Below are 23,958 nucleotides of genomic sequence, written 5' to 3' on the forward strand. Positions count from 1 at the left end.
TCTGAAGACGGTGTGAACTCTAGCCGCCGAGCGCCTTGAGCCATCCGCGACGCGCTTCGAGCGCTTCGCTCGCCTGCGCGATCGAACGCTTGTCGCCCGATGCCTTCGCGGCGTCGAGCTCTTGCTCGAGCTTCTCGATCGCGTCGGTGAGCTGGCGCGTCATGTCGTTCGCGCGCGCCTTGGTCTCGGGGTTGTTGCGCTTCCAATCGGTCTCTTCGCGGGTGCGCAGCGCCTGCTCGATCTTCCGCAGGTCGTCGTCGAGGCCACGCTCCGCGTCGCGGGGGAACACACGACCGATGTCGTCCCAGCGCCGCTGGATACCGGTGAGAGCCGCACGAGCCTTCGCGAGCTCCGGCTCGTCGGCGATGGTCTTGGCTTCGACGAGCAGTTCGCGCTTCGCCTCGATCTTCTCGCGCGATGCTTCGATGTCAGCGGCTTCGCGCTCGACGCGCGCCGAATAGAGCGCATCTCCGGCCGCCTTGAACCGCGCCCACAGTGCGTCGTCGGTCTTCTTGCCGGCGCGGCCGGCGCCCTTCCACTGGTCGAGCAGGTCGCGGTAGGCCGGAATGCCGTCCTCACCCTTCGGCGCGAGGGCCTCGGCGCGTTCGACGAGCTTCGACTTGCGCTCGCGCACCTCTTTATGGGCGCCGTCCAGCTGGGCATAGAACTCGCGGCGGTGCTTGTCGACCGTCGAGCGCGCATCGCGGAAACGCTTCCACAGCTGCTGCGCCGTCGACTTCGGCAGACGCGGGCCGTTCTGCTGCTGCGACTGCCACTGATCGAACAGGTCGGCCATGTCGGCGGAAGCCTGCTTCCACTGCACCGTCTTGGGGTCGCGGGCCGCGAGCGTCTCGGCCTGCTCGACGAGGGTCGTGCGTGCGCGCACGGCCTCATCGACCGCCTCGCGCGCAGCGGCGGCTTCGGTCGCGGATGCCGCCGAGAGAGCTTCGGTGAGCGCGCCGAGGCGCGCCTCGAGGCCGGCGAGATCGCCGACGGCGGCCGCGTCGGTGGTGCGGCTCAGCAGCGCACGGGCGGCCGAACGCAGGTCGGAGGCTGATGCGCCGCCACGACGGTGGCGCGCTTCGAGCAGCGACACCTCGCCGGCGAGGTCGGAATACTTGCGCTCGAAGTACGCGAGTGCTTCGGCGGGCGTGCCGTCGGGGTACTGACCGACGACGCGCCATCCCGCGGCTTCTCGCACCGAGACGGTGCCGTCGTCGTCGACGCGCCCCCACGGCTCGCCGTCGGAGGCGGGCGTCGCGTCGTCTGCCTGCGACGACGAGGAGTCGGCAACGGGCTTGGGGCGGGCTGCCGCGGACGGCGGCGCCGGCACGGCGCGAGGGCGCGGCGTGGGCACGGGTGACGGGGCCGGCGTGGTGATTTCGGCCGCGGGCTCCGCGGTGGCGTCGGCGCCGGCGCCGGCGACCGGAGCGGTCTCGGCGACGGCGTCCGGCGCAGGAGCGGCCTCGGCGTCAGCGACCGGTGCGGCATCCGCGTCCGGGGCAGGAGCGGCCTCGGGGTCGGAGGCAGGAGTGGCCTCGGCGTCAGCGACGGGAGTCGCCTCGACGTCGGGGGTCGGAGTCGCCTCGACGTCGGAGACCGGCGTGGTGTCGTCTTCGGGGGACGGGGGAGTGGGCTCTGCGTCGGCAGTCACGGGTTGCACCTCATCGCGGCCTCGCCGCCTGTGGGGGATGGACGCGTCAAGCCTAGTACGCGAGCTTCATCGCACGACGTCTCGACAGCGGTGTTCTCGGGTCAGGGAGTGGAGGTCGGCTCGGGCTCGGGGAGCTCGGTGTCGACGGGCTCGGGGACGGGGCTCTCGGAGTCCACGGGATCGGGCACGGAGCTCGGCAGCGCCGGCGGCGTCGTGATCGATGTCGGCTCGGGTTCGGGCACCGGGGTGCCCGGTCCGACGGTGAAGTAGAGCGTCTGAACGACGACGATCGCGACGATGACGAGTCCGCCGCCGATGCCGGCGATCAGATTGTCGCGTGTGCGGCGACGCGTCTGACCCTGGTGAAACGCCTGACGCGCCTGGTATACCCGCGACCGTTCGCGCGTCTCACGCGCACCACGGTCCTTTCCCACGCTGGACACGGGACCTCCTTTTCCGGGTGAGCCCCGGGCCGGGACGATCCTATTCAGAACGCAGGCTCGCGGCAAAGGCGGCTGCATCGAACGGGCCCGGTGTCGGCCGACGCGATTAGCCTGGACGGGTGACTGCACCCACTCCCACCGCGCTCTTCCAGGGGCAGACGCCCCTCGCGGTGCGGATGCGGCCGACCTCGCTCGATGAGGTCGCCGGTCAAGGGCATCTGCTCGCACCGGGGTCGCCCTTGGTCACACTCGCCGATTCCGAGGCTTCGACGCGCGCCGCGACCTCGGTGATCCTCTGGGGCCCGCCCGGAACGGGCAAGACCACTCTCGCCCAGGCGATCGCCCGTTCTTCGGGTCGGCGGTTCGTCGAGCTCTCGGCCGTGACGGCGGGGGTCAAGGACGTCCGCGAGGTCATGCAGGATGCGCTCACGCAGCGCGATCTCTACGGCCAATCGACGATCCTCTTCCTCGATGAGATCCATCGATTCACGAAGGCCCAGCAGGACGCCCTGCTTCCGGGCGTCGAGAACGGCTGGGTCGTCCTGATCGCCGCGACGACCGAGAACCCGTCGTTCTCGGTGATCTCGCCGCTGCTGTCGCGGTCGCTTCTGTTGACGCTGCGCCCTCTCACCGACGACGACCTGAGGATGCTGCTGACCCGTGCGACGACCGACGCCCGAGGCCTCCACGACTCGATCGTGCTGCCCGACGAGGCGCGCGACGCCATCGTGCGACTCGCGTCGGGCGACGCGCGCCGCGCTCTCACGACGCTCGAGGCTGCGGCATCCCTCGCGATCGAGACGAATGCCGACGAGACGGCGCCGTCCGTCACGCCCGACCACATCGCGCAGGCCGTCGACCGCGCGCTGCTGCGCTACGACCGCCAGGGCGACGAGCACTACGACGTCATCAGCGCCTTCATCAAGTCGATCCGCGGCTCCGACGTCGACGCCGCGCTGCATTACCTCGCGCGCATGATCGAGGCGGGCGAAGACCCGCGCTTCATCGCCCGGCGCCTCATCATCTCGGCCGCCGAAGACATCGGCCTGGCCGACCCGCACGCACTGCCGCTCGCTGTCGCCGCCGCCGACGCCGTGCAGTTCATCGGGATGCCCGAGGGGCGCATCCCGCTCGCCGAGGCGACGGCGTACCTCGCGACGACAGCGAAGTCCAACGCGGCTTACCTCGCGATCGACAAGGCGATCGCCGATGTGCGTTCCGGAGGTTTCGGACGCGTCCCGACGCACCTGCGCGATGCGCACTATCCCGGCGCGAAGCGGCTCGGGCACGGCAAGGGCTACCGCTATCCCCATGACGCCGACATCGGGGTCGTGGCGCAGCAGTACCTGCCCGATGAGCTGCGCGGTCGCCGCTACTACGAGCCCAAGGCGCTCGGGACCGAACGCGACGTGCAGGCGCGTCTCGAGAAGATCCGCCGCATCCTCGACGGCGACTGACCCGCCTGAGCAGGCGGCACAGCCGCCGTGCATCCGCGGTCCCTGAGCAGGCGGCACAGCCGCCGTGCATCCGCGGTCCCTGAGCAGGCGGCACAGCCGCCGTGTATCCCCGGTCCCTGAGCAGGCGGCACAGCCGCCGTGTCGAAGGGCTGTTAGACTTGACCGGCTTGAAACCGAGTTTTCGGGCATCCCCACCCTCTTTACCGACCTTCCGGTGTGCCCCGACGTGCACACAGCCAGGGCGAGGAGCGGGAGATACGTCCGTGAGCCGTGAAAGACACGGCCACGTCTTCGGAAGGCAATCATGGCTTCGAAAGCCCAGGACCGCCGCAAGGTCCGCCTCTCGCGCGCTCTCGGCATCGCGCTGACCCCCAAGGCCGCCAAGTACCTCGAGAAGCGTCCGTACGCTCCGGGTGAGCACGGCCGCACCAAGCGCAAGCAGGACAGCGACTACGCCGTCCGCCTGCGTGAGAAGCAGCGTCTGCGCGAGCAGTACAACATCCGCGAGGCACAGCTGCGCATCCAGTTCGAAGAGGCTCGCCGCAAGGACGGCCTGACGGGTGAGAACCTCGTCGAGCAGCTCGAGATGCGTCTGGACGCGCTCGTCGTTCGTGCGGGCTTCGCCCGCACGATGGCCCAGGCCCGCCAGCTCGTCGTGCACCGCCACATCCTCGTCGACGGCCAGCTCGTCGACCGCCCGTCCTTCCGCGTGAAGCCGGGTCAGCTCATCCACGTCAAGCCGAAGAGCGAGGCGCTCGAGCCGTTCCAGGTCGCCGCCGCCGGTGGTCACGCCGAGGTTCTGCCTCCTGTCCCGCCGTACCTCCAGGTCGAGCTCGACAAGCTGCAGGCCCGTCTCGAGCGTCGCCCCAAGCGCGCTGAGGTTCCCGTCGTCTGCGACGTCCAGCTCGTCGTCGAGTACTACGCGGCGCGCTGACGTCAACGCGCGCTGACGTTCCGTCGTCAGTGCCGCAGGAAGGGCGTCGGGGAAACCCGGCGCCCTTCGTCGTTTCCGCCTACGATGGACCAAGCCGCGGCTCGCGGCATTCGCGAGGAAGTGGTGACATGAAGAACCTGCTGTGGTTTCTGCTCGGCATCGTGAGCGGCTTCGTCGCCGCGCACCTCGTCAACAAAGACCCCCGCGGCCACGAACTGCTCGCTGAGGTCGACACGCGCATCACGGAGTTCACCGAGCGCATGGGCGATGCCTACCGCGAGCAGGAGTCGCGCATGGCGGGACTCGTCGCCGACGCCGCATCGGCCGTCGCGGACTCCACCCGTTCGTCCTCCGACTGACCACCCACCACGATTCGTCGGCGGTCGCCCGGCCGCCGACGTGTCCGAGGAGCCATCACGCATGAAGACCGCCGAGATCGCCCAGCGCTTCCTCGACTATTTCGAGAAGCAGGACCACGTCATCGTGCCGTCCGCCTCTCTCGTCACCGACGACCCCGCCCTGCTGTTCACGGTCGCCGGAATGGTGCCGTTCATCCCGTACCTCTCCGGTGACGTGCCGGCTCCGTACAAGCGCGCCGCCGACGTGCAGAAGTGCCTGCGCACCCTCGACATCGAAGAGGTGGGGCACACGCCGCGACACGGCACGTTCTTCCAGATGCTCGGCAACTGGTCGTTCGGCGACTACTTCAAAGAGGGCGCCATCCGCTTCGCGTGGGAGCTTCTCACGACCCCCGACGCCGACGGCGGTCTCGGATTCGATCCGAAGGACCTCTGGGTCACGGTCTACGAAGAAGACGACGAGGCACACGACCTCTGGCTGCGGCTGACCGACCTGCCCGAAGAGCGCATCCAGCGCCTCGGCAAGGACACGAACTACTGGTCGACGGGTCTGCCCGGACCAGCGGGCCCCTGTTCCGAGATCTTCTTCGATCGCGGTCCCGCGTACGGAATCGACGGCGGACCCGCGACCGACGACGACCGCTACGTCGAGATCTGGAATCTCGTCTTCATGCAGTACGAGATCACCAACGTGCAGTCCAAGTACGTCTTCGACATCGTCGGCGAGCTGCCGAACAAGAACATCGACACCGGCATGGGGCTCGAACGCGTCGCGTTCATCAAGCAGGGCGTCGACAACATGTACGAGACCGACCAGGTGCGTCCCGTGCTCGACAAGGCCGTCGAACTGTCAGGGCGCGAGTACGGTGCCGTGCACGAAGACGACGTGCGGTTCCGTGTCGTCGCCGACCACGTGCGCTCCTCGCTCATGCTGCTCTCCGACGGCGTGACGCCCTCGAACGACGGCCGCGGATACATCCTGCGTCGTCTCATGCGCCGCGCCATCCGTTCCATGCGCCTGCTGGGCGTGGACGGACCGACGTTCCGCGACCTCTTCGCCGTCTCGCGTGACGCCATGAAGACGACCTATCCCGTCGTCGAGGCGGACTATCCGCGCATCGAGCAGTACGCGCTGGCCGAAGAGGCGACGTTCCTGCGCACCCTCGCCGCGGGCGAGGCGATCCTCGACGAGTCTCTCGTCGCGACGAAGGATGCCGGGGGCACGACGATCCCCGGTGCCGAGGCGTTCCTGCTGCACGACACGTACGGCTTCCCGATCGATCTGACGCTCGAGGTCGCCCAAGAGGCGGGCCTCACTGTCGACCGCGACGCGTTCGACGCGCTCATGCTCGAGCAGCGCACGCGTGCCAAGGCGGATGCGCGTTCGCGCAAACGCCAGCTCGCCGACACGAGCGTGTACCGCGATCTGCGCGCGCAGGGCGAGACGGTCTTCACGGGCTTCACCGATCTCGAGACCGAGTCGACCGTGCTCGGCATTCTCGTCGACGGCGTCTCGGTCGACCGCGCTCCGAGCGGGCAGATCGCCGAGGTCATCCTCGCCGAGACGGCGCTCTACGCCGAGTCGGGCGGTCAGGTCGCCGACAAGGGCATCATCGTCGGGCCCGGCTACGAGCTCGAGGTGCTCGACGTGCAGCGCCCGGTCGCGGGGCTGGTCAGCCACACCGTGCAGGTCACGACCGGTGAGGTGGGCGTCGGCCAGCCGGCGACGACCATCGTCGATGCGGCGAACCGCCGCTCGGCGCAGCAGGCGCACTCGGCGACGCACCTCATCCACGCCGCCCTGCGCGACACGCTCGGCTCGTCCGCGACGCAGTCGGGGTCGCTCAACCGCGCCGGCTACATGCGGTTCGACTTCTCGTGGGGCCAGGCGCTGTCTGACGCGACGAAGAGCGAGATCGAAGAGATCGCCAACAACGCCGTGCGCGACAACCTCGACGTCACGACGCGGGTGCTCCCGCTCGACGAGGCGAAGGCGCTCGGCGCGCAGGCGCTGTTCGGCGAGAAGTACGGCGATGTCGTGCGCATGGTCGACATCGGCGGCCCCTGGTCGCGTGAGCTCTGCGGCGGCACCCACGTCGGACGCAGTGCCGAGATCGGACTCATCAGCGTCGTGGGCGAATCCTCCGTGGGCGCGTCCAACCGCCGGGTCGAAGCCCTCGTGGGCCTCGACGCGTTCCGGTCCCTGGCCGCCGAGCGCGCGCTCGTCTCGCAGCTGACGACATCGCTCAAGACGCCCCGCGAGCAGCTTCCCGCGCGAATCGCCGAACTCACGGCGAGCCTCAAGTCCGCCGAGAAGAAGATCGCGGCGTACGAAGCCAAGGCCCTCGCCGAACGTGCCCCCGCGCTGGCGAACGACGCGGTCCGTGTCGGGGCGTACCGAGTCGTCGCGCACGCCGTCGGCACGGCGGCATCCGGTGATGACCTCCGCACCCTCGCCCTGCAGGTGCGCGACCGGCTCGGCTCAGAGCCCGCTGTCGTCGCGCTCGGCGCGACGGTGGGCGAGCGCCCCGTCGTCATCGTCGCGACGAACGACGCCGCGCGCACGGCCGGCGGCAAGGCGGGCGTGCTCGCCAAGCTCGCAGCCGGCGTCCTCGGCGGCGGCGGCGGCGGACGCGACGATGTCGCGCAGGGCGGCGGTGCGGATGCCGCGGCTCTGCCGGCGGCTCTGTCTGCCATCACGACGGCGCTCGAGGCCTGATGACCTTCCGTCGCGGAGTGCGACTCGGCGTCGACGTCGGCCGTGCCCGAGTGGGCGTCGCGCGGTGCGATCCGGACGGGCTGCTCGCAACGCCCGTCGAGACCGTGCCCCGCGACGATGCCGCCGTGGCGCGCATCGTCACCCTCGCGCAGGAGTACGACGCGGTCGAGGTGCTCGTCGGTCTGCCGCTCAACATGCGGGGCGAGGACACGCCCTCGACGACCGACGCGCGAGAGTTCGCGGCGGCCGTCGCGGCGGCCGCCGACCGGGCTGTGCGCCTCGTGGACGAACGCCTCTCGACGGTCTCGGCCCACGCCGCTCTGCGCGATTCCGGGCGTTCTCAGCGTTCTTCTCGTAACATTGTGGATCAGGTCGCGGCGGTCGTCCTTCTGCAGCAGGCTCTCGACGTTGAGAAGAGCACGGGACGCCCGGCCGGTACCCCCGTCGTCCAGGAGCCCGCCTGAATGCCCGATCCCACACCCGATGACCCCTTCGCGGACCTCTTCGGCAAACTTCCCGATCCCAATTCCCGCGTGCTCCGGGACGATGGCGCTGAGCGCCCCGCGCCCCCGGCGCCGGCGCCGGCAGATCCCGCGACGGGTGCGCCGCCGATGAGCCGCCGCGAAGCACGAGAGGCCGCGCTCCGCGCCGCCGCCGCGAAGGACCCCGGAGCTGCGCCTGACCCGGTCGAGCCTGGCACGGGCGAGTCCACGCCTGTCCGGACCACGCCCGCTTCCGACCGCCCTGCGCCCTCGCCGTCCGCGCCGACTCCCGCCGAGCCCACGCCGTCCGCGCCGACTCCGGCCGCACCCGCCCCGGCTCCCGCCGAGCCCACGCCTGCCGCCCCGGCTCCCGCCGAGCCCACGCCTGCCGCACCCGCTCCGTCGCTTCCCGCGCCGCGTGCCGCCGAGCAGCCCTCGCCCGTGCGTGCGACGGCTGGGCAGCCGAGCGACCCCGTCCCGGCGGCATCGGCCAGCGAGGTCCGCGCGCCCGCGTATGCGCGCGCGAGCGCGGCGTCGACGTCGGTGCTCGACGACGATCCGCCGACGCGCGCTCCGCGTTCGACGTCACCGGGGCTCGAGGACCTCTTCTCGGGCGAGAGCACGACCGACGACATCGGGACGCACCCGCGTCCTCGGGACAAGCGCCGCCGGCGCGTCGCGGGCTGGGTCGCCCTCGGGGTCATCGTCGCGATCCTCGGCGGGCTCTCGGCAGGTGGTTGGTACGTCTGGTCGACCTACGAGGACCGCATCCGCGCGTTCATGGGCTGGGAGGAGCCGAAGGACTACGAAGCAGGGCTCGCCAACGGCGAAGCGCTGCTCACGATCGTCTCGGGCGACACGGGCTACTCCATCTCACCGAAGCTGCACGAAGCCGGCATCACGAAGACGCCGGAGGCCTTCTACGACTACCTGATCGCCGAAGGGCTCAACCCTCCCTTCCAGCCGGGCGTGTTCCAGATGCAGCAGCAGATGACCTCGGCCGCGGCGCTCGAGGCGATCCTCGATCCCGCGAACAAGCTCGAGAACATGGCACAGCTGCGCGAAGGGCTCACGGTCGAGCAGTCGCTGCCGATCCTCGCCGACGTCATCGGGATCCCGCTCGAGGAGTTCCAGGCCGCCGTGGCCACCCCCGCCGACTACGGCGTGAGCGCATCGTCGCTGGAAGGCTGGCTCTTCCCCGCGACGTACCAGTTCGACCCCGGCGTGACGGCGACCGACGTCATCTCCACCCTCGTGGGCCGCACCGTACAGGCGCTCGACGGAGCAGGCGTCCCCGTCGACGACCGCCAGCGCGTGCTCACGGTCGCCTCGATCATCCAGCGCGAGGCCCGCTTCGAAGACGACATGCAGAAGGTCGCGACGGTCATCGACAACCGTATGGACCCGAACAATCAAGAGACGTTCGGCTACCTGCAGATGGACTCGACCGCGCAGTTCGGTTACGGCGAGATGCACTCCGGCTCGGCGAGCTCCAGCGCCGAAGCGCTCGCCGACGACAACCCCTGGAACACGTACACGCGCCAGGGGCTTCCGGCGGGGCCGATCTCGAACCCCGGCGACGCGGCGATCAACGCCGTCATGAACCCGGCACCCGGTGACTGGCTGTACTTCGTGACGGTGAACCTCGACACCGGTGAAACGGTGTTCACGTCGAACCTGAACGATCACAACCGCGCGGTCGAGCAGTGGATCTCGTGGTGCCGCGACAATCCCGATTCGGGATGCTGAACGCCCCTCGGCGCCTCGCGGTCTGGGGGGACCCGGTGTCTCAGAGCCGGTCCCCGCAGCTTCACGCGGCGGCGTACGCAGAGCTCGGCCGCGATTGGTCGTACGGGCGGCAGCAGGTCGACGCCGCGTCGTTCGACAGCGCTCTGGCCGCGCTGGACTCGACGTGGCACGGACTGTCGGTCACCTACCCCCTCAAGGGGGCCGCGTTCGCAGCATCCGTCGTGCGCGATGCGCGCGCCGAAGCGACCGGAGCCGTGAACACGCTGCTGCTGACCTCGGACGGCCCGCACGGGTTCAACACCGACATCGGCGGTCTGGTCGGCGCGCTGCGCGAAGAAGGGATCTCCGCGGTCACGCACGGACGGATCGTGGGTGCGGGCGCCACCGCGACGTCTGCCCTCGTCGCCCTGGCCGAGCTCGGCGCGACCTCGGTCGATGTCGTCGCCCGGCGTCCGGACGCAGTGCAGCCGCTGGTCGGGCTCGGCGAGCGGCTCGCCGTGACCGTCAGGCCCGCGGCGTTCGATGCCCCCTCGCACGCGCACGCCGACGTCACGATCGCGACGCTGCCCGGCGAGGCCGTGCTCGACGCCGACGCCGCTGATCGCCTCGCCTCCGCCGGAGGGCTCCTGCTCGACGTCGTCTACGGCCACTGGCCGACCGATCTCGCAGCCGCCTGGGAGCGGGCGGGCACTCCGGCGATCTCGGGACTCGGGATGCTGCTGCACCAAGCTCTCCTGCAGGTGCGGATCTTCGTCGCGGGCGACCCGGAAACCCCTCTCGCGGGGGAGTCCGACGTGCTGGCCGCAATGCGCCGGGCGGTCGTGGGAGACTAGAGCAATGCTCCGCGTGCTCACGGCCGGCGAATCCCACGGTCCCGAACTCGTCGCCATCATGGAGGGCCTGCCCTCCGGCATCCCGGTTTCGCGTGCCGCGATCCAGGCCGATCTGGCCCGTCGCAAGCTCGGCTACGGCCGCGGCTCGCGCATGAAGTTCGAAGAGGACGAGCTCTCGATCTCGTCGGGTGTCGTGCACGGGCTCACGCTCGGCAGCCCCATCGCGCTGCGCATCGGGAACACCGAGTGGCCCAAGTGGAGCGAGGTCATGAGCGCCGAGCCGGTCGAACTGACCGACCGCTCACGCGGACGCGGCGCCACCCTGACCCGCCCGCGCCCCGGCCACGCCGACCTCGTCGGCATGCAGAAGTACGGCTTCGACGAGGCCCGGCCCATTCTCGAGCGCGCGAGCGCCCGCGAGACGGCGGCACGCGTCGCGCTCGGCGCGCTCGCCCGCGCGTTCCTGTCCGAGCTCGGCATCCGGCTCGTCTCGCACACGCTGTCGATCGGCCCCGTGCAGGCGCCGGCGGATGCGGCACTGCCGACCCCCGACGACCTCGAGGCGCTCGACGCCGATCCGCTGCGCTGCTTCCACGCTGCGACGAGCGCCGCGATGGTCGCCGAAGTCGACGCCGCACGCAAGGACGGCGACACGCTCGGCGGAATCGTCGAGGTGCTCGCATACGGGCTTCCGCCCGGGCTCGGCTCGCACGTGCACTGGGACCGCCGCCTCGATGCGAAGCTCGCCGAGGCGCTCATGTCGATCCAGGCGATCAAGGGCGTCGAGATCGGCGACGGCTTCGAGACGACGCGGCGCCGCGGCTCGGCCGCGCACGATGAGCTCTTCGTGACCGACGACGGCATCACCCGCTCGTCCGACAAGGCCGGCGGCACCGAGGGCGGGATGTCGACGGGCACCGTGCTGCGCGTACGCGCCGGCATGAAGCCCATCGCGACGGTTCCGCGTGCCTTGCGCACGGTCGACATCGCCTCGGGAGAGGCAGCGTCGGCGCACCACCAGCGCTCGGATGTCTGCGCCGTGCCGGCCGCGGGAGTCGTCGCCGAGGCGATGACCGCGATCGTGCTCGCCGGTGTCGTGCTCGAGAAGTTCGGCGGCGACAGCGTCGCCGAGACCAGGCGCAATCTCGAGGGGTACCTCGCGGCGCTTCCGACGACGCTGCGCACGACCGACGCGAGCGACGCCGGCCTCGCTCAGCATGACCTCGCGCTCTGACGCGATCGTCTTGATCGGCCCGATGGGCGCCGGCAAGACGAGCATCGGACGCAAGGTGGCCAAGGCGACGGGGCGCGCGTTCTTCGACAGCGACATCGCCGTCGTGCGCGACCACGGTCCGATCGAGCGGATCTTCGCCGAACACGGCGAGTCGCATTTCCGCGCTCTCGAGCGGGATGCGGTGCTCGAGGGACTCGCGACGGGGGGCGTCGTGTCACTCGGCGGGGGAGCGGTGCTGGACCCCGCGACGCACGACGCGGTCGCTGCGCACCGCGTCGTGCTGCTCACGGTCGCGCCCCACGTCGTGGCCGGGCGGGTCAAGGACTCGCAGCGGCCTCTCCTGCAGAACGGCGACGCGCTCGAGCGGTGGACGACGATCTACCGGGAACGTCGCCCCGTGTACGAACAACTCGCGGACGTCACCTTCGACACGTCGCACGGCCCGTTGCAGCAGGTCGTCGACGCCGTCGTCGAGTGGGTGCGCCGCACCGACGAGGAGACGCCATGACCGACACGACCCGCATCACCGTCACAGGCCAGCACGATTACGCGATCACCGTGGGGCGCGGCATCCTGCGCAGCCTCGGCGAGCAGCTGCCCGAAGCGGCGCGCAAGGTGCTCATCGTGCACCCGCCGACGCTCGCGGCGCAGGCCGAGGCACTGCGCGATTCGCTTCTCGGGGACCGCGAGGTGCTGCTCGCCGAGATCCCCGACGCCGAAGCCGGCAAGCGCATCGAGGTCGCCGCCTTCTGCTGGCAGGTCATGGGCAAGGCGGACTTCACGCGCACCGACGTCGTCGTGGGCTTCGGCGGAGGCGCCGTCACCGACCTCGCAGGCTTCGTCGCCGCCACGTGGCTGCGCGGCATCGAGGTCGTTCAGGTGCCGACCACGGTGCTCGGGATGGTCGACGCCGCGGTCGGCGGCAAGACCGGCGTCAACACCGCGGAGGGCAAGAACCTCGTCGGTGCGTTCTGGCCCCCGGCATCCGTCGTCTGCGATCTCGACCTGCTCGACTCGCTCTCGCGCAACGAGACCGTCGCGGGGTACGCCGAGGTCGTCAAGGCGGGGTTCATCTGGGCGCCCGAGATCCTCGACCTCATCGAAGCCGACCCCGACAAGGCCGTCGACCCGCACAGCGATGCGTTCCGCCGCGCGATCGAACTCGCAATCGACATGAAGGCCCGCGTCGTGAGCGAGGACTTCCGCGAGGCGGGACTGCGCGAGATCCTCAATTACGGGCACACGCTCGGCCACGCGATCGAGCATGCCGAGCGCTACCGGTGGCGGCACGGCGCCGCGATCTCGGTCGGCATGGTCTTCGCCGCCGAGCTGTCGCGTCTGGCGGGGCGGCTCTCCGATGACGCGGCGCAGCGGCACCGCAGCATCCTGGATCTTCTGGGGCTTCCGACGACCTACCGCGCGGGCGCATGGCCGCAGCTGAAGGCATCGATGCAGCGCGACAAGAAGAGCCGGGGCGGGATGCTGCGCTTCATCGTCCTCGACGAGATCGGGCGTCCGACGGTGCTGCAGGCGCCCGACGAATCGCTGCTGTTCGCCGCGTACCAGGAGGTCGCGGGCTGACCTCTTGCGCCGCGCTTCGCGGAGGCGAAGAGTGGCGACATGCAGAAGATCGTCCCCAACATCTGGTGCAATCGGACGGCCGCTGAGGCCGCGGAGTTCTACACGCGGATCTTTCCGAAGGCGACGAGCGAAGTGACGCTGCGCTATCCGGCGGAGGACCTGCCGGATTTCCAGAAGGACTTCGCCGGCGACGTCCTCACGATCGACGTCGTGATCGATGGCTATCACCTGTCACTCATCAATTCCGACGGCACCTTCCGCCCGAACGCCTCGCTGTCGTTCATGGTCAACTTCGATCCGCTCATGTTCCGCGGCGACGAAGCGGCTGCGCGTGGGGCGCTGGATGCCCTCTGGATCGAACTCTGCGTCGGCGGCCGCGTGCTCATGGAGCTGGGGGAGTACCCGTTCAGCGCGCGATACGGGTGGGTCGAAGACCGCTACGGAGTCACGTGGCAGCTCATGCTCACAGACCCCGAAGGCGATCCCCGGCCGTTCCTGATCCCGTCGCTGCTGTTCGGTGCGACGGCGCAGAACCGGGCGGCCGAAGCCGTCGAGGCGTACACCTCGATCTTCGGCGGACGGCTCGGGACGATCGTGCCGTACCCGGAGGAGACGGGCCCTGCTGCCGCGGGTGCCGTCATGTTCAGCGAGTTCCAGCTCGCGGGGGAGTGGTTCACCGCGATGGATTCCGGCGCGCCGCAGGATTCGTCGTTCACGCCGGGTGTCTCGCTCGAGGTCCGCTGCCGCGACCAGGCCGAGATCGACCGGCTGTGGGATGCCCTGAGCGCGGTACCCGAGGCCGAGGCGTGCGGCTGGCTCGTCGACCGGTTCGGTCTCAGCTGGCAGATCACGCCCGCCGACATGGGCGACCGGGCCCAGGAACCGGGCGTCTATCAGGGGATGCTCGACATGAAGAAGATCATCATCGCCGACCTGTGATCGTGTCGGCGGTCTGTGCGAGTGTGTGCGGCATGGCAACGCACACACATTCGATTCCGCTCACGATCGACTACGTCGAGATCACCGTCACCGATATGCGCGCCGCGCGGGATTTCTACGGTGCCGCGTTCGGGTGGACCTTCACCGACTACGGCGATCAGTATTCGGGCATCCGGACTCCGGCCGAGGCCGAGGGCGACGAGGCCGGCGGGCTCCTGCTCGGCGATGAGGTGCAGCGCGGAGGGCCGCTCGTCCTGCTCTACAGCGACGATCTCGACGCGACGCGCGACGCCGTCGTCGCGGCGGGCGGCACGATCGTGCAGGAACCGTACGCCTTCCCCGGCGGGCGGCGCTTTCATTTCCTCGATCCGAGCGGCAACGAGCTCGGCGTGTGGGGTCCGGCCTGAGCGCGGGCGGCTACTCCAGCAGGTGGCGGAGGTAGCGTACGGGTGATCCGAGGTATGACTTCCCGTGCCCGATCCCATCTGGCACCACATCTTCGAGCCGGGCATCGCCCTCATCAAAACGCACCTGGATGTGTGGAATCTCGCCGGTCCGCTCGACTACCGAACCGTCAACGAGCAGCACTCCCGGGGGTTCGCCGCCGGCACCTGGATGAGGACGCCGGCCGGCGTCGCGCCGTCCCCTCAGCAGATCGTCACGGTCGGTGACCGGGCCTTCAGCGTCGTGTCGGCACGGGACGGCGAGTTGGTGGCGACGTTCGACCAGCTCTGCTCGGCAGCGACGTCGACGATCGAGCATCTGCACTGGTCACGGACATTTCGGCGGTGGACGATCACGGGGATACCTCCGCTCGCAGACGCCGATCCCGAAGCTCAGCAGCGCTTCATCAGCCTCATCGACGTGCTGGTCGATGCCGACGTCCCCGTGGCGTTTTCATCGCCCGTCGATCTGCCCGGCTTCCTCACGAACGCAGCCGCACGGCCCGACGCCTTTTCGTATGGCGAGCCGCCTCCACCTCCTCGTGGCGGACCGCTGAGGGCGCCGCAACCTCACCGCAACCGTTACCGTTTCGTTACCTCCGCAGACTCGAAAACAGTCCATTCGAGCCTGTCGATGTCGGAGGCCCTTCGTATCTTTGTTCTATGACGTCGAACCCCGCACTCACCGGCCGTCTGGTCGCAGCGGTCGCGCGCGTCGCCGAACGAGTGAGCACCGGTGCTGAAAGTGCGAGTGACGGCGAGGTCGATGTGACCCCGGGCGTGGCGGCGCTCGACGACGACGCACTGCTGGCGGTGCTCGCCGATGTGAGCGAAGCACGCAATGCGCTCGATCTGGTCAGCGCGTCCGCGGCCGCCGAGATCGCACGGCGGTCCTCACGCGAGCTCGGACACGCGGGGCTCGCGCAGCGCAAGGGGCACCGCAATGTCACGTCACTCGTGCAGAACATCACGGGGCAATCCCGCACCGATGTCGGGCGCACGCTGAAGACGGGTGAGGATCTCCTCGTCACGGTCGCCGACGTCACCAGCGATGACGAGCCGCGTCCCGACCGACCCAGCGCGCCGAGCGCACCGCGGTGGCGGATGCTACTGCGCGAGGCGCTGACGGGCGGAAAAATCGGACAAGCCCAGTTCCAGGCGATCCTGATCGGCATCGGCGAGCCGCCCGTCGAGCGATATCCCGAGCTGGATCCCGAGTTCTTGCCCGAAGCCTGGGCCAACGCCGTGGAGCTGCTGCTGCATGAGGCGGCGACGCTGCCCGTCGAAGAGCTGCGCGCGACGGCACGCATCGCCCGCGATCGGCTCGACCCCGTCGGTGTGACGCTTCGGTTCGAAGAACGGTTCGCCGCTCGGTCGTTCCGGATGTGGATCGACGAGCAGGGCAGGCATCACGCGAGGATCGCGTTCGATGACGAGGCGGCCGCGTGGGTGCAGTCGATGCTCCATGCCGCGCTGCGTCCACGACGAGGGCCGAGGTTCGTCGGCTCGGATGCCGCCGAGCGGGCGAAGGAGGCCACGGCAGACGAGCGCACGAACGAGCAGCTGCAGTACGACACCGTCGTGGCGGTGCTCCGCTCGGGAGCGAACGCCGACCCCCGACAGGCATTCGGCGACAGGCAGCCCGGCGTCCGGGTCGTCGTCGAGGCCAGCGCCATCGAGAGCCCGTCCGAGCGAGGCGGGATGCGTGTCGCCGGCGTCGGACACGTCGAGCACTCGGGGGCGGCGCTTCCCGGGGGAGTGATCGAGAAGCTCCTGTGCGACGCCGGCGCGATCGCGGTCACGATCGACCCCTTCGGCAGACCCCTCGATGTGGGCCGCGAAGAACGGCTCTTCACGAGAAAGCAGAGGATCGCGATCGCGATCCGAGACGGCGGGTGCATCTGGCCCGGATGCACGGCGCCGATCGACTGGTCGGAGTTCCATCACACCGACCATTGGTACGAAGACCACGGCAGAACCGATATCGATGACGGAGTACCACTCTGCCGAAACTGCCACCTGCGTCTGCACAATCAAGGGTGGCGGATCATCCGAAAACGCGACCAGCACACTCAGCTGGACACGTACTGGCTCCAGTCGCCGCCCGACCCCGTCACCGGCGCCATCGACGAACCCATCCGCCTCGAGTCGCGCTCGCCTCGACGCTTCCAGGCTGCATGAGACCGACTCGGATGCCGCCGACCGACCACCGTCTCGCCTTCGCTGCGCCGTCGCGGCCGGTGCCACGCGCGCCGTGCCGCGCCGTGTGCCGCGCCGTGCCGTGCCGTGCCGTGTGCCGTGCCGTGCCGTGTGTCGTGCGCCTCGTCACCGGCACACCCGACCACGCGAGAGTCCGAGCGACCGCCGGCCGATCAGCGCCCGGGAGCGCCGCGAGCGGCCGGTCGCGCATCCATCGATCGGTAGGGTGATCGCGTGACCGAACGTCGACTGCTGCTCGTGAACGGGCCCAATCTCAACCTGCTCGGCACACGCGAACCCGACGTCTACGGCACGAGTACGCTCGCCGACGTCGAGCGCATCACGACGGATGCCGCGGCCGTACGCGGCTTCGACGTGCGAGCCGTGCAGAGCAACCACGAAGGCGTCCTGCTCGACGCGATCCACGACGCCCGTGAGGACTGCGCCGGCATCGTGATCAACCCCGGCGGCCTCACGCACACCTCCATCGTGCTGCGGGATGCCCTGTCGGGAGTCGCGCTCCCCGTTGCCGAGGTCCACATCTCGAACGTGCTCGAGCGCGAGCCGTTCCGGCACCGCTCCTACGTCGCCGATGTCGCCGCCGTGCACGTGATCGGCGAAGGCGTGCAGGGCTACGCGAAAGCCGTCGAACTGCTGATCGACCTCATCACGGGACAGACCGACGGGTGACATCCGGCACGAAACCGACGCCGTAACGGGTGTGATCTCGCCGGCCACGCGGTAGACACGAGAAGCGAGCAGGTTCGACGACGGGGGAGTGCATGTACTACAGCAGCGGCAACTACGAAGCCTTCGCGCGTCCGCGCAAACCCGAGGGAGTCGACGACAAGACCGCCTGGTTCGTCGGCGCGGGCCTCGCATCGATGGCGGGCGCCGCGTTCATGATCCGCGACGGCCAGATGGACGGCTCCAAGATCACGATCCTCGAAGAGCTCGACCTGCCCGGCGGAGCACTCGACGGCATCAAGAAGCCGAAGAAGGGCTTCGTCATCCGCGGCGGGCGCGAGATGGAAGACCACATGGAGTGCCTGTGGGATCTCTTCCGGTCGGTCCCGTCCATCGAGATCGACGGCGCGAGCGTGCTCGACGAGTTCTACTGGCTCAACAAGGACGACCCGAACTTCTCGCTCTGCCGCGTCACCGAGAAGCAGGGGCAGGACGCCCACACCGACAAGCTCTTCACCCTCAGCAAGAAGGCGCAGAACGAGATCGTCAAGGTCATCATGGCCACGCGCGAGCAGATGGAGGGCAAGCGCATCACCGACGTCTTCGGCGAGGAGTTCCTGCAGAGCAACTTCTGGCTGTACTGGCGCACGATGTTCGCGTTCGAGGAGTGGCATTCCGCCCTCGAGATGAAGCTCTACCTGCACCGCTTCATCCACCACATCGGCGGCCTGCCCGACCTCTCCGCCCTCAAGTTCACGAAATACAACCAGTACGAATCGCTCGTCCTGCCGCTCTACCGCTGGCTGCTCGATCAGGGCGTCACGTTCCGGTTCTCGACGACCGTCACCGACATCGACTTCGACATCACGGGCGACCGGAAGGTGGCGACCCGCATCCACTGGACCGATGCCGACGGCGACGGCGGCATCGACCTCGGTGAGAACGACCTGGTGCTCACGACGATCGGCTCGCTGACCGAGAACTCCGATGAGGGCGACCACCACACCCCCGCCACGCTCGACACCGGTCCTGCCCCCGCGTGGGACCTGTGGCGTCGGATCGCCGCGAAGGACCCGTCCTTCGGCCACCCCGACGTCTTCGCGGGCGACATCGCCGAGACGAAGTGGGAATCGGCGACCATCACGACGCTCGACGAGCGCATCCCCGCCTACATCGAGAAGATCGCCCAGCGCGACCCGTTCAGCGGCAGAGTCGTGACGGGCGGCATCGTGACGGCAAAGGACTCCTCGTGGCTGCTGAGCTGGACGGTCAACCGGCAGCCGCACTTCAAGAACCAGTCGCCCGATGAGATCGTCGTCTGGTTCTACGCCCTGTTCGCCGACGTGCCCGGTGACTACGTCACCAAGCCGATGCAGGAGTGCACGGGCGAGGAGATCACCCGGGAGTGGCTCTATCACCTGGGTGTGCCCACCGACGACATCCCCGAACTGGCAGCGACCGGCGCGAGCGCCGTGCCCGTCATGATGCCGTACGTCGACGCGTTCTTCATGCCGCGCCGAGCGGGCGATCGCCCCGACGTCGTGCCCGAGGGCGCCGTCAACTTCGCCTTCATCGGGCAGTTCGCCGAGACCACGCGAGACACGATCTTCACGACCGAGTACTCCGTGCGCACCGGAATGGAATCCGCCTACCAGCTGCTCGGCGTCGAGCGGGGAGTGCCCGAGGTCTTCAACTCGACCTACGACATCCGCTGGCTGATGAAGGCGACGACGCGACTCGCCGACGGCGAAGCCGTGCACATTCCAGGACCGAACTTCGTCGAAGGACGCATCCTCGACAAACTCGACACGTCGCAGCTGGGCGAGCTGCTGACCGACTTCGGCCTGGTCGCCCCGCACGGCGACACGCAGCCGCGGCCTCGTCTGGACGACGCCGTGGAGTGAACGGGATGCCGCTTCCCGGCATCCCGTAGACTCGAGCGTCGGCTTCCCACACGATCGGACTGAATCACCTCATGGCATCGACCGCAGACATCAAGAACGGCATCGTCCTGAACATCGACGGCCAGCTCTGGAGCGTCGTCGAGTTCCAGCACGTCAAGCCGGGCAAGGGCGGCGCGTTCGTGCGGACGAAGATGAAGAACGTCGTCACCGGAAAGACGATCGACAAGACCTACAACGCCGGCACCAAGATCGACATCGAGAACGTCGACCGCCGCGACTTCACCTACCTGTACAACGACGGCGAAGGCTTCGTCTTCATGGATGCCACCGACTACGACCAGCTGACCGTTCAGGCTGCGACCGTCGGAGACGCCAAGAACTTCCTGCTCGAGAACCAGCAGGTCACGATCGCGCTCAACAACGGCAACCCGCTGTACATCGACCTGCCGGCATCCGTCGTTCTCGAAGTCACCTACACCGAACCGGGCCTGCAGGGCGACCGCTCATCGGCGGGCACGAAGCCCGCGACCGTCGAGACCGGCTACGAGGTGCAGGTGCCGCTGTTCCTCGAGACAGGCACGAAGATCAAGGTCGACACGCGCACCGGCGAGTACCTCGGTCGCGAGAAGTAAGGCGTGAGCGCTCGTTCCAAAGCGCGCAAACGCGCGCTCGACATCCTTTTCCAGTCCGATGTCCGCGGTGACGAACTGCGGACCGTCCTCGCCGCGGAAGCGAAGCGCGCCGCAAGCGAACCCGCACGCGAAGCGTCGTGGCTGTATGCCCGCGACATCATCGACGGCGTGATCGACAATCGCGACGCGATCGACGAGCAGATCACGACCTTCGCGAAGGACTGGAGTCTCGCCCGCATGCCCGCCGTCGACCGCGCCGTGCTGCGCATCGGCGTGTGGGAGCTCCTCTACAACGATGACGTGCCGCCCGCTGTCGCAATCGACGAGGCGGTCGAACTCGCGAAGGAATTCTCGACCGACGAATCGGGATCGTTCGTGCACGGCGTTCTCGGCCGGATCGCCCGCGCCACCTGATCCCACGTGACCCCTCCGTTCATCGACGCCGTCCACATCCGGAGGCTCGCCGGGCCGGGCGCGTACGAACGGGGAGTCGCCTACTTCGCCGACGGCGCCGTGCAGCGCGTGACGTGGGACGCCGTCGGATCCCTCATCGAATCCGTCGTCGCCGGAAGCGGCGCGCAGCACTACCGCTGCCGCATCCGCGTCGATGCGGATCGGCCACATGCGCCCATCGTCGCGACGACGTGCTCGTGCCCCATGCAGATCGACTGCAAGCACACGGTCGCCACGATCCTCGCGAGCAACCGCTCGGCCGAGGTCGCATCGCGCAGCGAGTCGTCGTGGCGCACCGTCCTGGCGTCCGCCCCGCCCGCGAGCCCCCGCCCCGCGACACCGCTCGCGCTCGGCGTCGAGCTGCGCCAGCGCGTCCGTCGCGGCGCATCCTCGTGGGCGCCGGCCCGCGTCGCGACCGCGACCGCGCGAGGTCTGCACCACAGTGCGGCCGATGTGCTCGTGGGTCTGCGTCCGCTCGAGCGCAGCCCGCGAACGCGCGCCTGGATCAAGGGGACGGTGTCGTGGGACACGCTGCGCCGTCCGATCAGCGCGCACGACCCCGCACAGGCCCGCTGGTTCGCGGAGCTGCACAGCATCGGCCGCGACGTGCGGTCCTTCGGTGCGTTCTCGGACGTCTCGGAGTGGCTCACGCTCGACGACATCGAGTCGAGCCTGCTCTGGGCGCACCTCGCCTCGGGTGTCGAGCACGGCATCCCGCTCGTGCCGACCAAGACCGGTCAGAGCGTCGACCTCGCCCAGACCGCTTCCGTCGTCGTGCGCGCCGAGCGCGTCTCCGGTGCGCTCGAGATCCGGCCGCGGGTCACGATCGACGAGACCGAGGCGGATGCCGCGACCCTTCGGCCGGTCGGACGCTCGGGCCTGTACCGGTTCACGGTGCACGGCGATCGCATCGCACTCACCCTCGCCGCCCTCCCGCTGCCCGATCCGGTGCCCGCGCTCCTCGCCGCGCGGTCGGCGGTGTCGATCCCGGCGCACGAGGCGGACGAGTTCGTGAGCGAGCACCTGGGCAGGATCGCACGTCGCGTCGCCGTCGAGGCGCCCGGCATCCCGATCCCTGCGGCGGTGCGACCGACCCTCGAGGTCGCCGTGCGCTTCGCGCCGTCGGACCGCCTGGACTACGACCTGACGTGGCGGTACGGCCGCGACACGACGCTGCCGTGGGATCCCGACACGAGCGAGGAGCGAGACCCGGTCGCCGAGAGCAGCATCCGCGCGCGCGTCGAACAGCTCTGGCAAGACGCGTCTCCCGTCGAGTTCGCACCGTCCGCGTCGCTGGCGGGCGTCGTCGCGGCGGAGTTCTCGTCGAGGCTGCTGCCGCTGCTCGAGGCGGCGGACGACGTCGATGTCGTGATCTCCGGCGAGCGCCCGCGCTACCGCGAACTGTCCGGCGATCCGCGGATCGAGATCACGACCGTGGAGACGACGGAGACCGACTGGTTCGACCTCGGCATCGTCGTGACGATCGACGGGCGGCGCATCCCGTTCGGCACCCTGTTCACCGCGATGTCGCGCGGCCGCAAGAAGCTGCTGCTGAGCGACGGTGCGTACTTCTCGCTGTCGCATCCGGCGCTGGACCGTCTGCGCGAGCTGATCGACGAAGCGGGCACGCTCGACGAATGGCAGACGGGGCCACGGATCAGCCGCTACCAGACGGATCTGTGGTCGGAGTTCGAAGACCTCGCCGACGAGACCGTTCCCGCCACGAGCTGGCGCGCCGCCGCCGAGGGCCTGCGCGACGCCGACGGCGTGCCGTCGGCCGCCCTGCCGCGCGGGCTGAACGCCGAGCTGCGCCCGTATCAGCGCGCCGGCTACGACTGGCTCGCGTTCCTGTGGCAGCACCGGCTGGGCGGCATCCTCGCCGATGACATGGGGCTCGGCAAGACGCTGCAGATGCTGGCACTGCTGGCCCACGCGCGCGAATCCGGTGAGACGCGCCCCTTCCTCGTCGTCGCACCGACCTCGGTGCTGTCGACGTGGCGTGACGAAGCGGCTCGGTTCACCCCCGGCCTGCGCGTGCACATCGTCAGCGCGCGGGGGACCGAGGTGGCCGATGCCGCATCCGAGGCCGACGTCATCGTGACCTCGTACACCCTGCTGCGACTCGACGCCGCCGCCTTCACGAGTGTCGATTGGGCGGGAGTCGTGCTCGACGAGGCGCAGTTCGTGAAGAACAGCCAGACGAAGACGCACCGCGTCGCGAAAGAGCTGCGCGCCGACGTCACGTTCGCGATCACGGGCACACCTCTGGAGAACAGCCTCACCGAGCTGTGGGCGCTCCTGTCTCTGACCGCACCCGGCCTTTTCGCCTCGGCGCGCCGATTCCGCGACGAGTACATCGCGCCGATCGAGAAGGGCAAGGTCCCCGACACGCAGGAGGGCGGCCAGTACCGCGCCCGCCGCCTCGCACGGCTGCGACGGCGCATCCGACCCCTCGTGCTGCGCCGCACGAAGGACCTCGTGGCCCCGGAGCTTCCGCCCAAGCAGGAGCAGGAGCTGCGGATCGAGCTCAATGCGGCGCACCGGGCCCTGTACGACACCGTGCTGCAGCGCGAACGGCAGAAGGTGCTCGGACTGCTCGACGACCTCGATCGCAACCGGTTCATCGTGTTCCGCTCGCTCACACTGCTGCGCATGCTGAGCCTGGCTCCCGGGCTCGTCGATCCGGCGCACGCGCACGTCGCGCCGAGCAAGCTCACGGCATTGTTCGAACGCCTCGACGAAGCGGTGGCCGAAGGTCATCGCATCCTGGTCTTCAGTCAGTTCACGTCGTTCCTGCGCCTCGTGGCGCAGCGGCTCGAAGAGCGCGGCATCCGCTTCGCGTATCTCGACGGGTCGACGCACGATCGAGACGCCGCCGTCGCGGAGTTCCGCCAGGGTGGCGCTGCGGTGTTCCTGATCAGCCTCAAGGCGGGCGGGTTCGGGCTGACACTCACCGAGGCAGACGATGTCTTCCTGCTCGATCCGTGGTGGAACCCTGCCGCCGAAGCGCAGGCGGTCGACCGCGCGCACCGGATCGGGCAGGAGCGCAAGGTCATGGTCTACCGCCTCATCGCCAACGGCACGATCGAAGAGAAGGTCATGGCCTTGCAGCAACGCAAAGCGCGCCTGTTCCGCTCCGTCATGGACGACGACGCCCTGTTCGGCCAGACGCTCGATGCCGACGACATCCGAGCCCTCTTCGACGCGTGAGCCGGTCGGCCCTCGCCTAGACTCGAGGGGTCACACGGGAGGGAAT

21 protein-coding genes are annotated in these 23,958 nt (G+C 69.4%); 19 read left to right on the forward strand and 2 right to left on the reverse strand.

Going from position 1 to position 23,958, the window contains the following annotated elements:
• Nucleotides 1–19 precede the first annotated feature (19 nt).
• On the reverse strand, nt 20–1,201 hold the full coding sequence (locus ACFC3F_RS01935; RefSeq protein WP_376126122.1) for a DUF349 domain-containing protein: 1,182 nt from the start codon (nt 1,199–1,201) through the stop codon (nt 20–22).
• Between the two features lie 554 nt (nt 1,202–1,755).
• On the reverse strand, nt 1,756–2,097 hold the full coding sequence (locus ACFC3F_RS01940; RefSeq protein ID WP_376125893.1) for a dioxygenase: 342 nt from the start codon (nt 2,095–2,097) through the stop codon (nt 1,756–1,758).
• 176 nt (nt 2,098–2,273) lie between these two features.
• Between ACFC3F_RS01940 and ACFC3F_RS01945 the strand changes: the two genes are divergently transcribed.
• The 19 genes from ACFC3F_RS01945 (at nt 2,274) to ACFC3F_RS02035 (ending at nt 23,912) form a co-directional block, all read left to right on the forward strand.
• Nucleotides 2,274–3,554, forward strand: a complete 1,281-nt coding sequence (locus ACFC3F_RS01945) for a replication-associated recombination protein A (RefSeq protein WP_376126125.1) — start codon at nt 2,274–2,276, stop codon at nt 3,552–3,554.
• Between the two features lie 304 nt (nt 3,555–3,858).
• Nucleotides 3,859–4,488: a 30S ribosomal protein S4 gene (gene rpsD, locus ACFC3F_RS01950; protein ID WP_376125895.1), complete on the forward strand. Its 630-nt coding sequence runs from the start codon at nt 3,859–3,861 to the stop codon at nt 4,486–4,488.
• 128 nt (nt 4,489–4,616) lie between these two features.
• A complete protein-coding gene (locus ACFC3F_RS01955) occupies nt 4,617–4,847 on the forward strand; it encodes an ATPase (RefSeq protein ID WP_376125898.1) in 231 nt (76 codons plus the stop codon).
• A gap of 61 nt (nt 4,848–4,908) precedes the next feature.
• Nucleotides 4,909–7,566 carry an alanine--tRNA ligase gene (gene alaS, locus ACFC3F_RS01960; RefSeq protein WP_376125900.1) on the forward strand — a complete coding sequence of 886 codons (2,658 nt, stop codon included), beginning with the start codon at nt 4,909–4,911 and terminating at the stop codon, nt 7,564–7,566.
• A complete protein-coding gene (gene ruvX / locus ACFC3F_RS01965; protein WP_376126128.1) occupies nt 7,563–8,030 on the forward strand; it encodes a Holliday junction resolvase RuvX in 468 nt (155 codons plus the stop codon). Before alaS ends, ruvX begins: the two co-directional genes overlap by 4 nt.
• Nucleotides 8,031–9,797, forward strand: coding sequence for an endolytic transglycosylase MltG (gene mltG / locus ACFC3F_RS01970; RefSeq protein ID WP_376125903.1), 1,767 nt, complete (start codon nt 8,031–8,033; stop codon nt 9,795–9,797).
• Nucleotides 9,791–10,630: a shikimate dehydrogenase gene (locus ACFC3F_RS01975; RefSeq protein ID WP_376125905.1), complete on the forward strand. Its 840-nt coding sequence runs from the start codon at nt 9,791–9,793 to the stop codon at nt 10,628–10,630. Before mltG ends, ACFC3F_RS01975 begins: the two co-directional genes overlap by 7 nt.
• 4 nt (nt 10,631–10,634) lie before the next feature.
• Nucleotides 10,635–11,864, forward strand: a complete 1,230-nt coding sequence (aroC, locus tag ACFC3F_RS01980) for a chorismate synthase (RefSeq protein ID WP_376125907.1) — start codon at nt 10,635–10,637, stop codon at nt 11,862–11,864.
• Nucleotides 11,848–12,372 (forward strand): shikimate kinase, encoded by a 525-nt coding sequence (locus ACFC3F_RS01985; RefSeq protein WP_376125910.1) that lies wholly within the window; start codon nt 11,848–11,850, stop codon nt 12,370–12,372. Before aroC ends, ACFC3F_RS01985 begins: the two co-directional genes overlap by 17 nt.
• The gene (aroB, locus tag ACFC3F_RS01990) at nt 12,369–13,445 is read left to right on the forward strand and encodes a 3-dehydroquinate synthase (RefSeq protein ID WP_376125913.1); all 1,077 of its coding nucleotides are present in this window, start codon (nt 12,369–12,371) and stop codon (nt 13,443–13,445) included. Before ACFC3F_RS01985 ends, aroB begins: the two co-directional genes overlap by 4 nt.
• A 39-nt stretch (nt 13,446–13,484) precedes the next feature.
• Entirely contained in the window at nt 13,485–14,384 is a 900-nt protein-coding gene (locus ACFC3F_RS01995) for a VOC family protein (protein ID WP_376125916.1), read from the forward strand.
• A 32-nt stretch (nt 14,385–14,416) separates the two neighbouring features.
• Complete coding sequence (locus tag ACFC3F_RS02000) at nt 14,417–14,791, forward strand: VOC family protein (protein WP_376125919.1); 375 nt, start codon at nt 14,417–14,419, stop codon at nt 14,789–14,791.
• 64 nt (nt 14,792–14,855) lie between these two features.
• The gene (gene zapE / locus ACFC3F_RS02005; RefSeq protein ID WP_376125922.1) at nt 14,856–15,494 is read left to right on the forward strand and encodes an AFG1/ZapE family ATPase; all 639 of its coding nucleotides are present in this window, start codon (nt 14,856–14,858) and stop codon (nt 15,492–15,494) included.
• Nucleotides 15,491–17,008 carry a DUF222 domain-containing protein gene (locus ACFC3F_RS02010; RefSeq protein WP_376125925.1) on the forward strand — a complete coding sequence of 506 codons (1,518 nt, stop codon included), beginning with the start codon at nt 15,491–15,493 and terminating at the stop codon, nt 17,006–17,008. The genes zapE and ACFC3F_RS02010 overlap by 4 nt, the downstream gene beginning before the upstream one ends.
• Before the next feature lie 252 nt (nt 17,009–17,260).
• Nucleotides 17,261–17,716, forward strand: coding sequence for a type II 3-dehydroquinate dehydratase (aroQ, locus tag ACFC3F_RS02015; protein WP_376125928.1), 456 nt, complete (start codon nt 17,261–17,263; stop codon nt 17,714–17,716).
• A gap of 92 nt (nt 17,717–17,808) precedes the next feature.
• Entirely contained in the window at nt 17,809–19,617 is a 1,809-nt protein-coding gene (locus ACFC3F_RS02020; protein ID WP_376125931.1) for an oleate hydratase, read from the forward strand.
• A gap of 71 nt (nt 19,618–19,688) precedes the next feature.
• Nucleotides 19,689–20,249: an elongation factor P gene (gene efp, locus ACFC3F_RS02025; RefSeq protein ID WP_376125933.1), complete on the forward strand. Its 561-nt coding sequence runs from the start codon at nt 19,689–19,691 to the stop codon at nt 20,247–20,249.
• Nucleotides 20,250–20,252: 3 nt separating this feature from the next.
• Nucleotides 20,253–20,663: a transcription antitermination factor NusB gene (gene nusB / locus ACFC3F_RS02030; protein WP_376125935.1), complete on the forward strand. Its 411-nt coding sequence runs from the start codon at nt 20,253–20,255 to the stop codon at nt 20,661–20,663.
• Between the two features lie 6 nt (nt 20,664–20,669).
• Nucleotides 20,670–23,912, forward strand: coding sequence for an SNF2-related protein (locus tag ACFC3F_RS02035; protein ID WP_376125938.1), 3,243 nt, complete (start codon nt 20,670–20,672; stop codon nt 23,910–23,912).
• Nucleotides 23,913–23,958 lie beyond the last annotated feature (46 nt).

The sequence above is a fragment of the Microbacterium sp. NPDC055910 genome (assembly GCF_042271185.1).
In the GTDB taxonomy this organism is placed as follows: Bacteria; Actinomycetota; Actinomycetes; order Actinomycetales; family Microbacteriaceae; genus Microbacterium.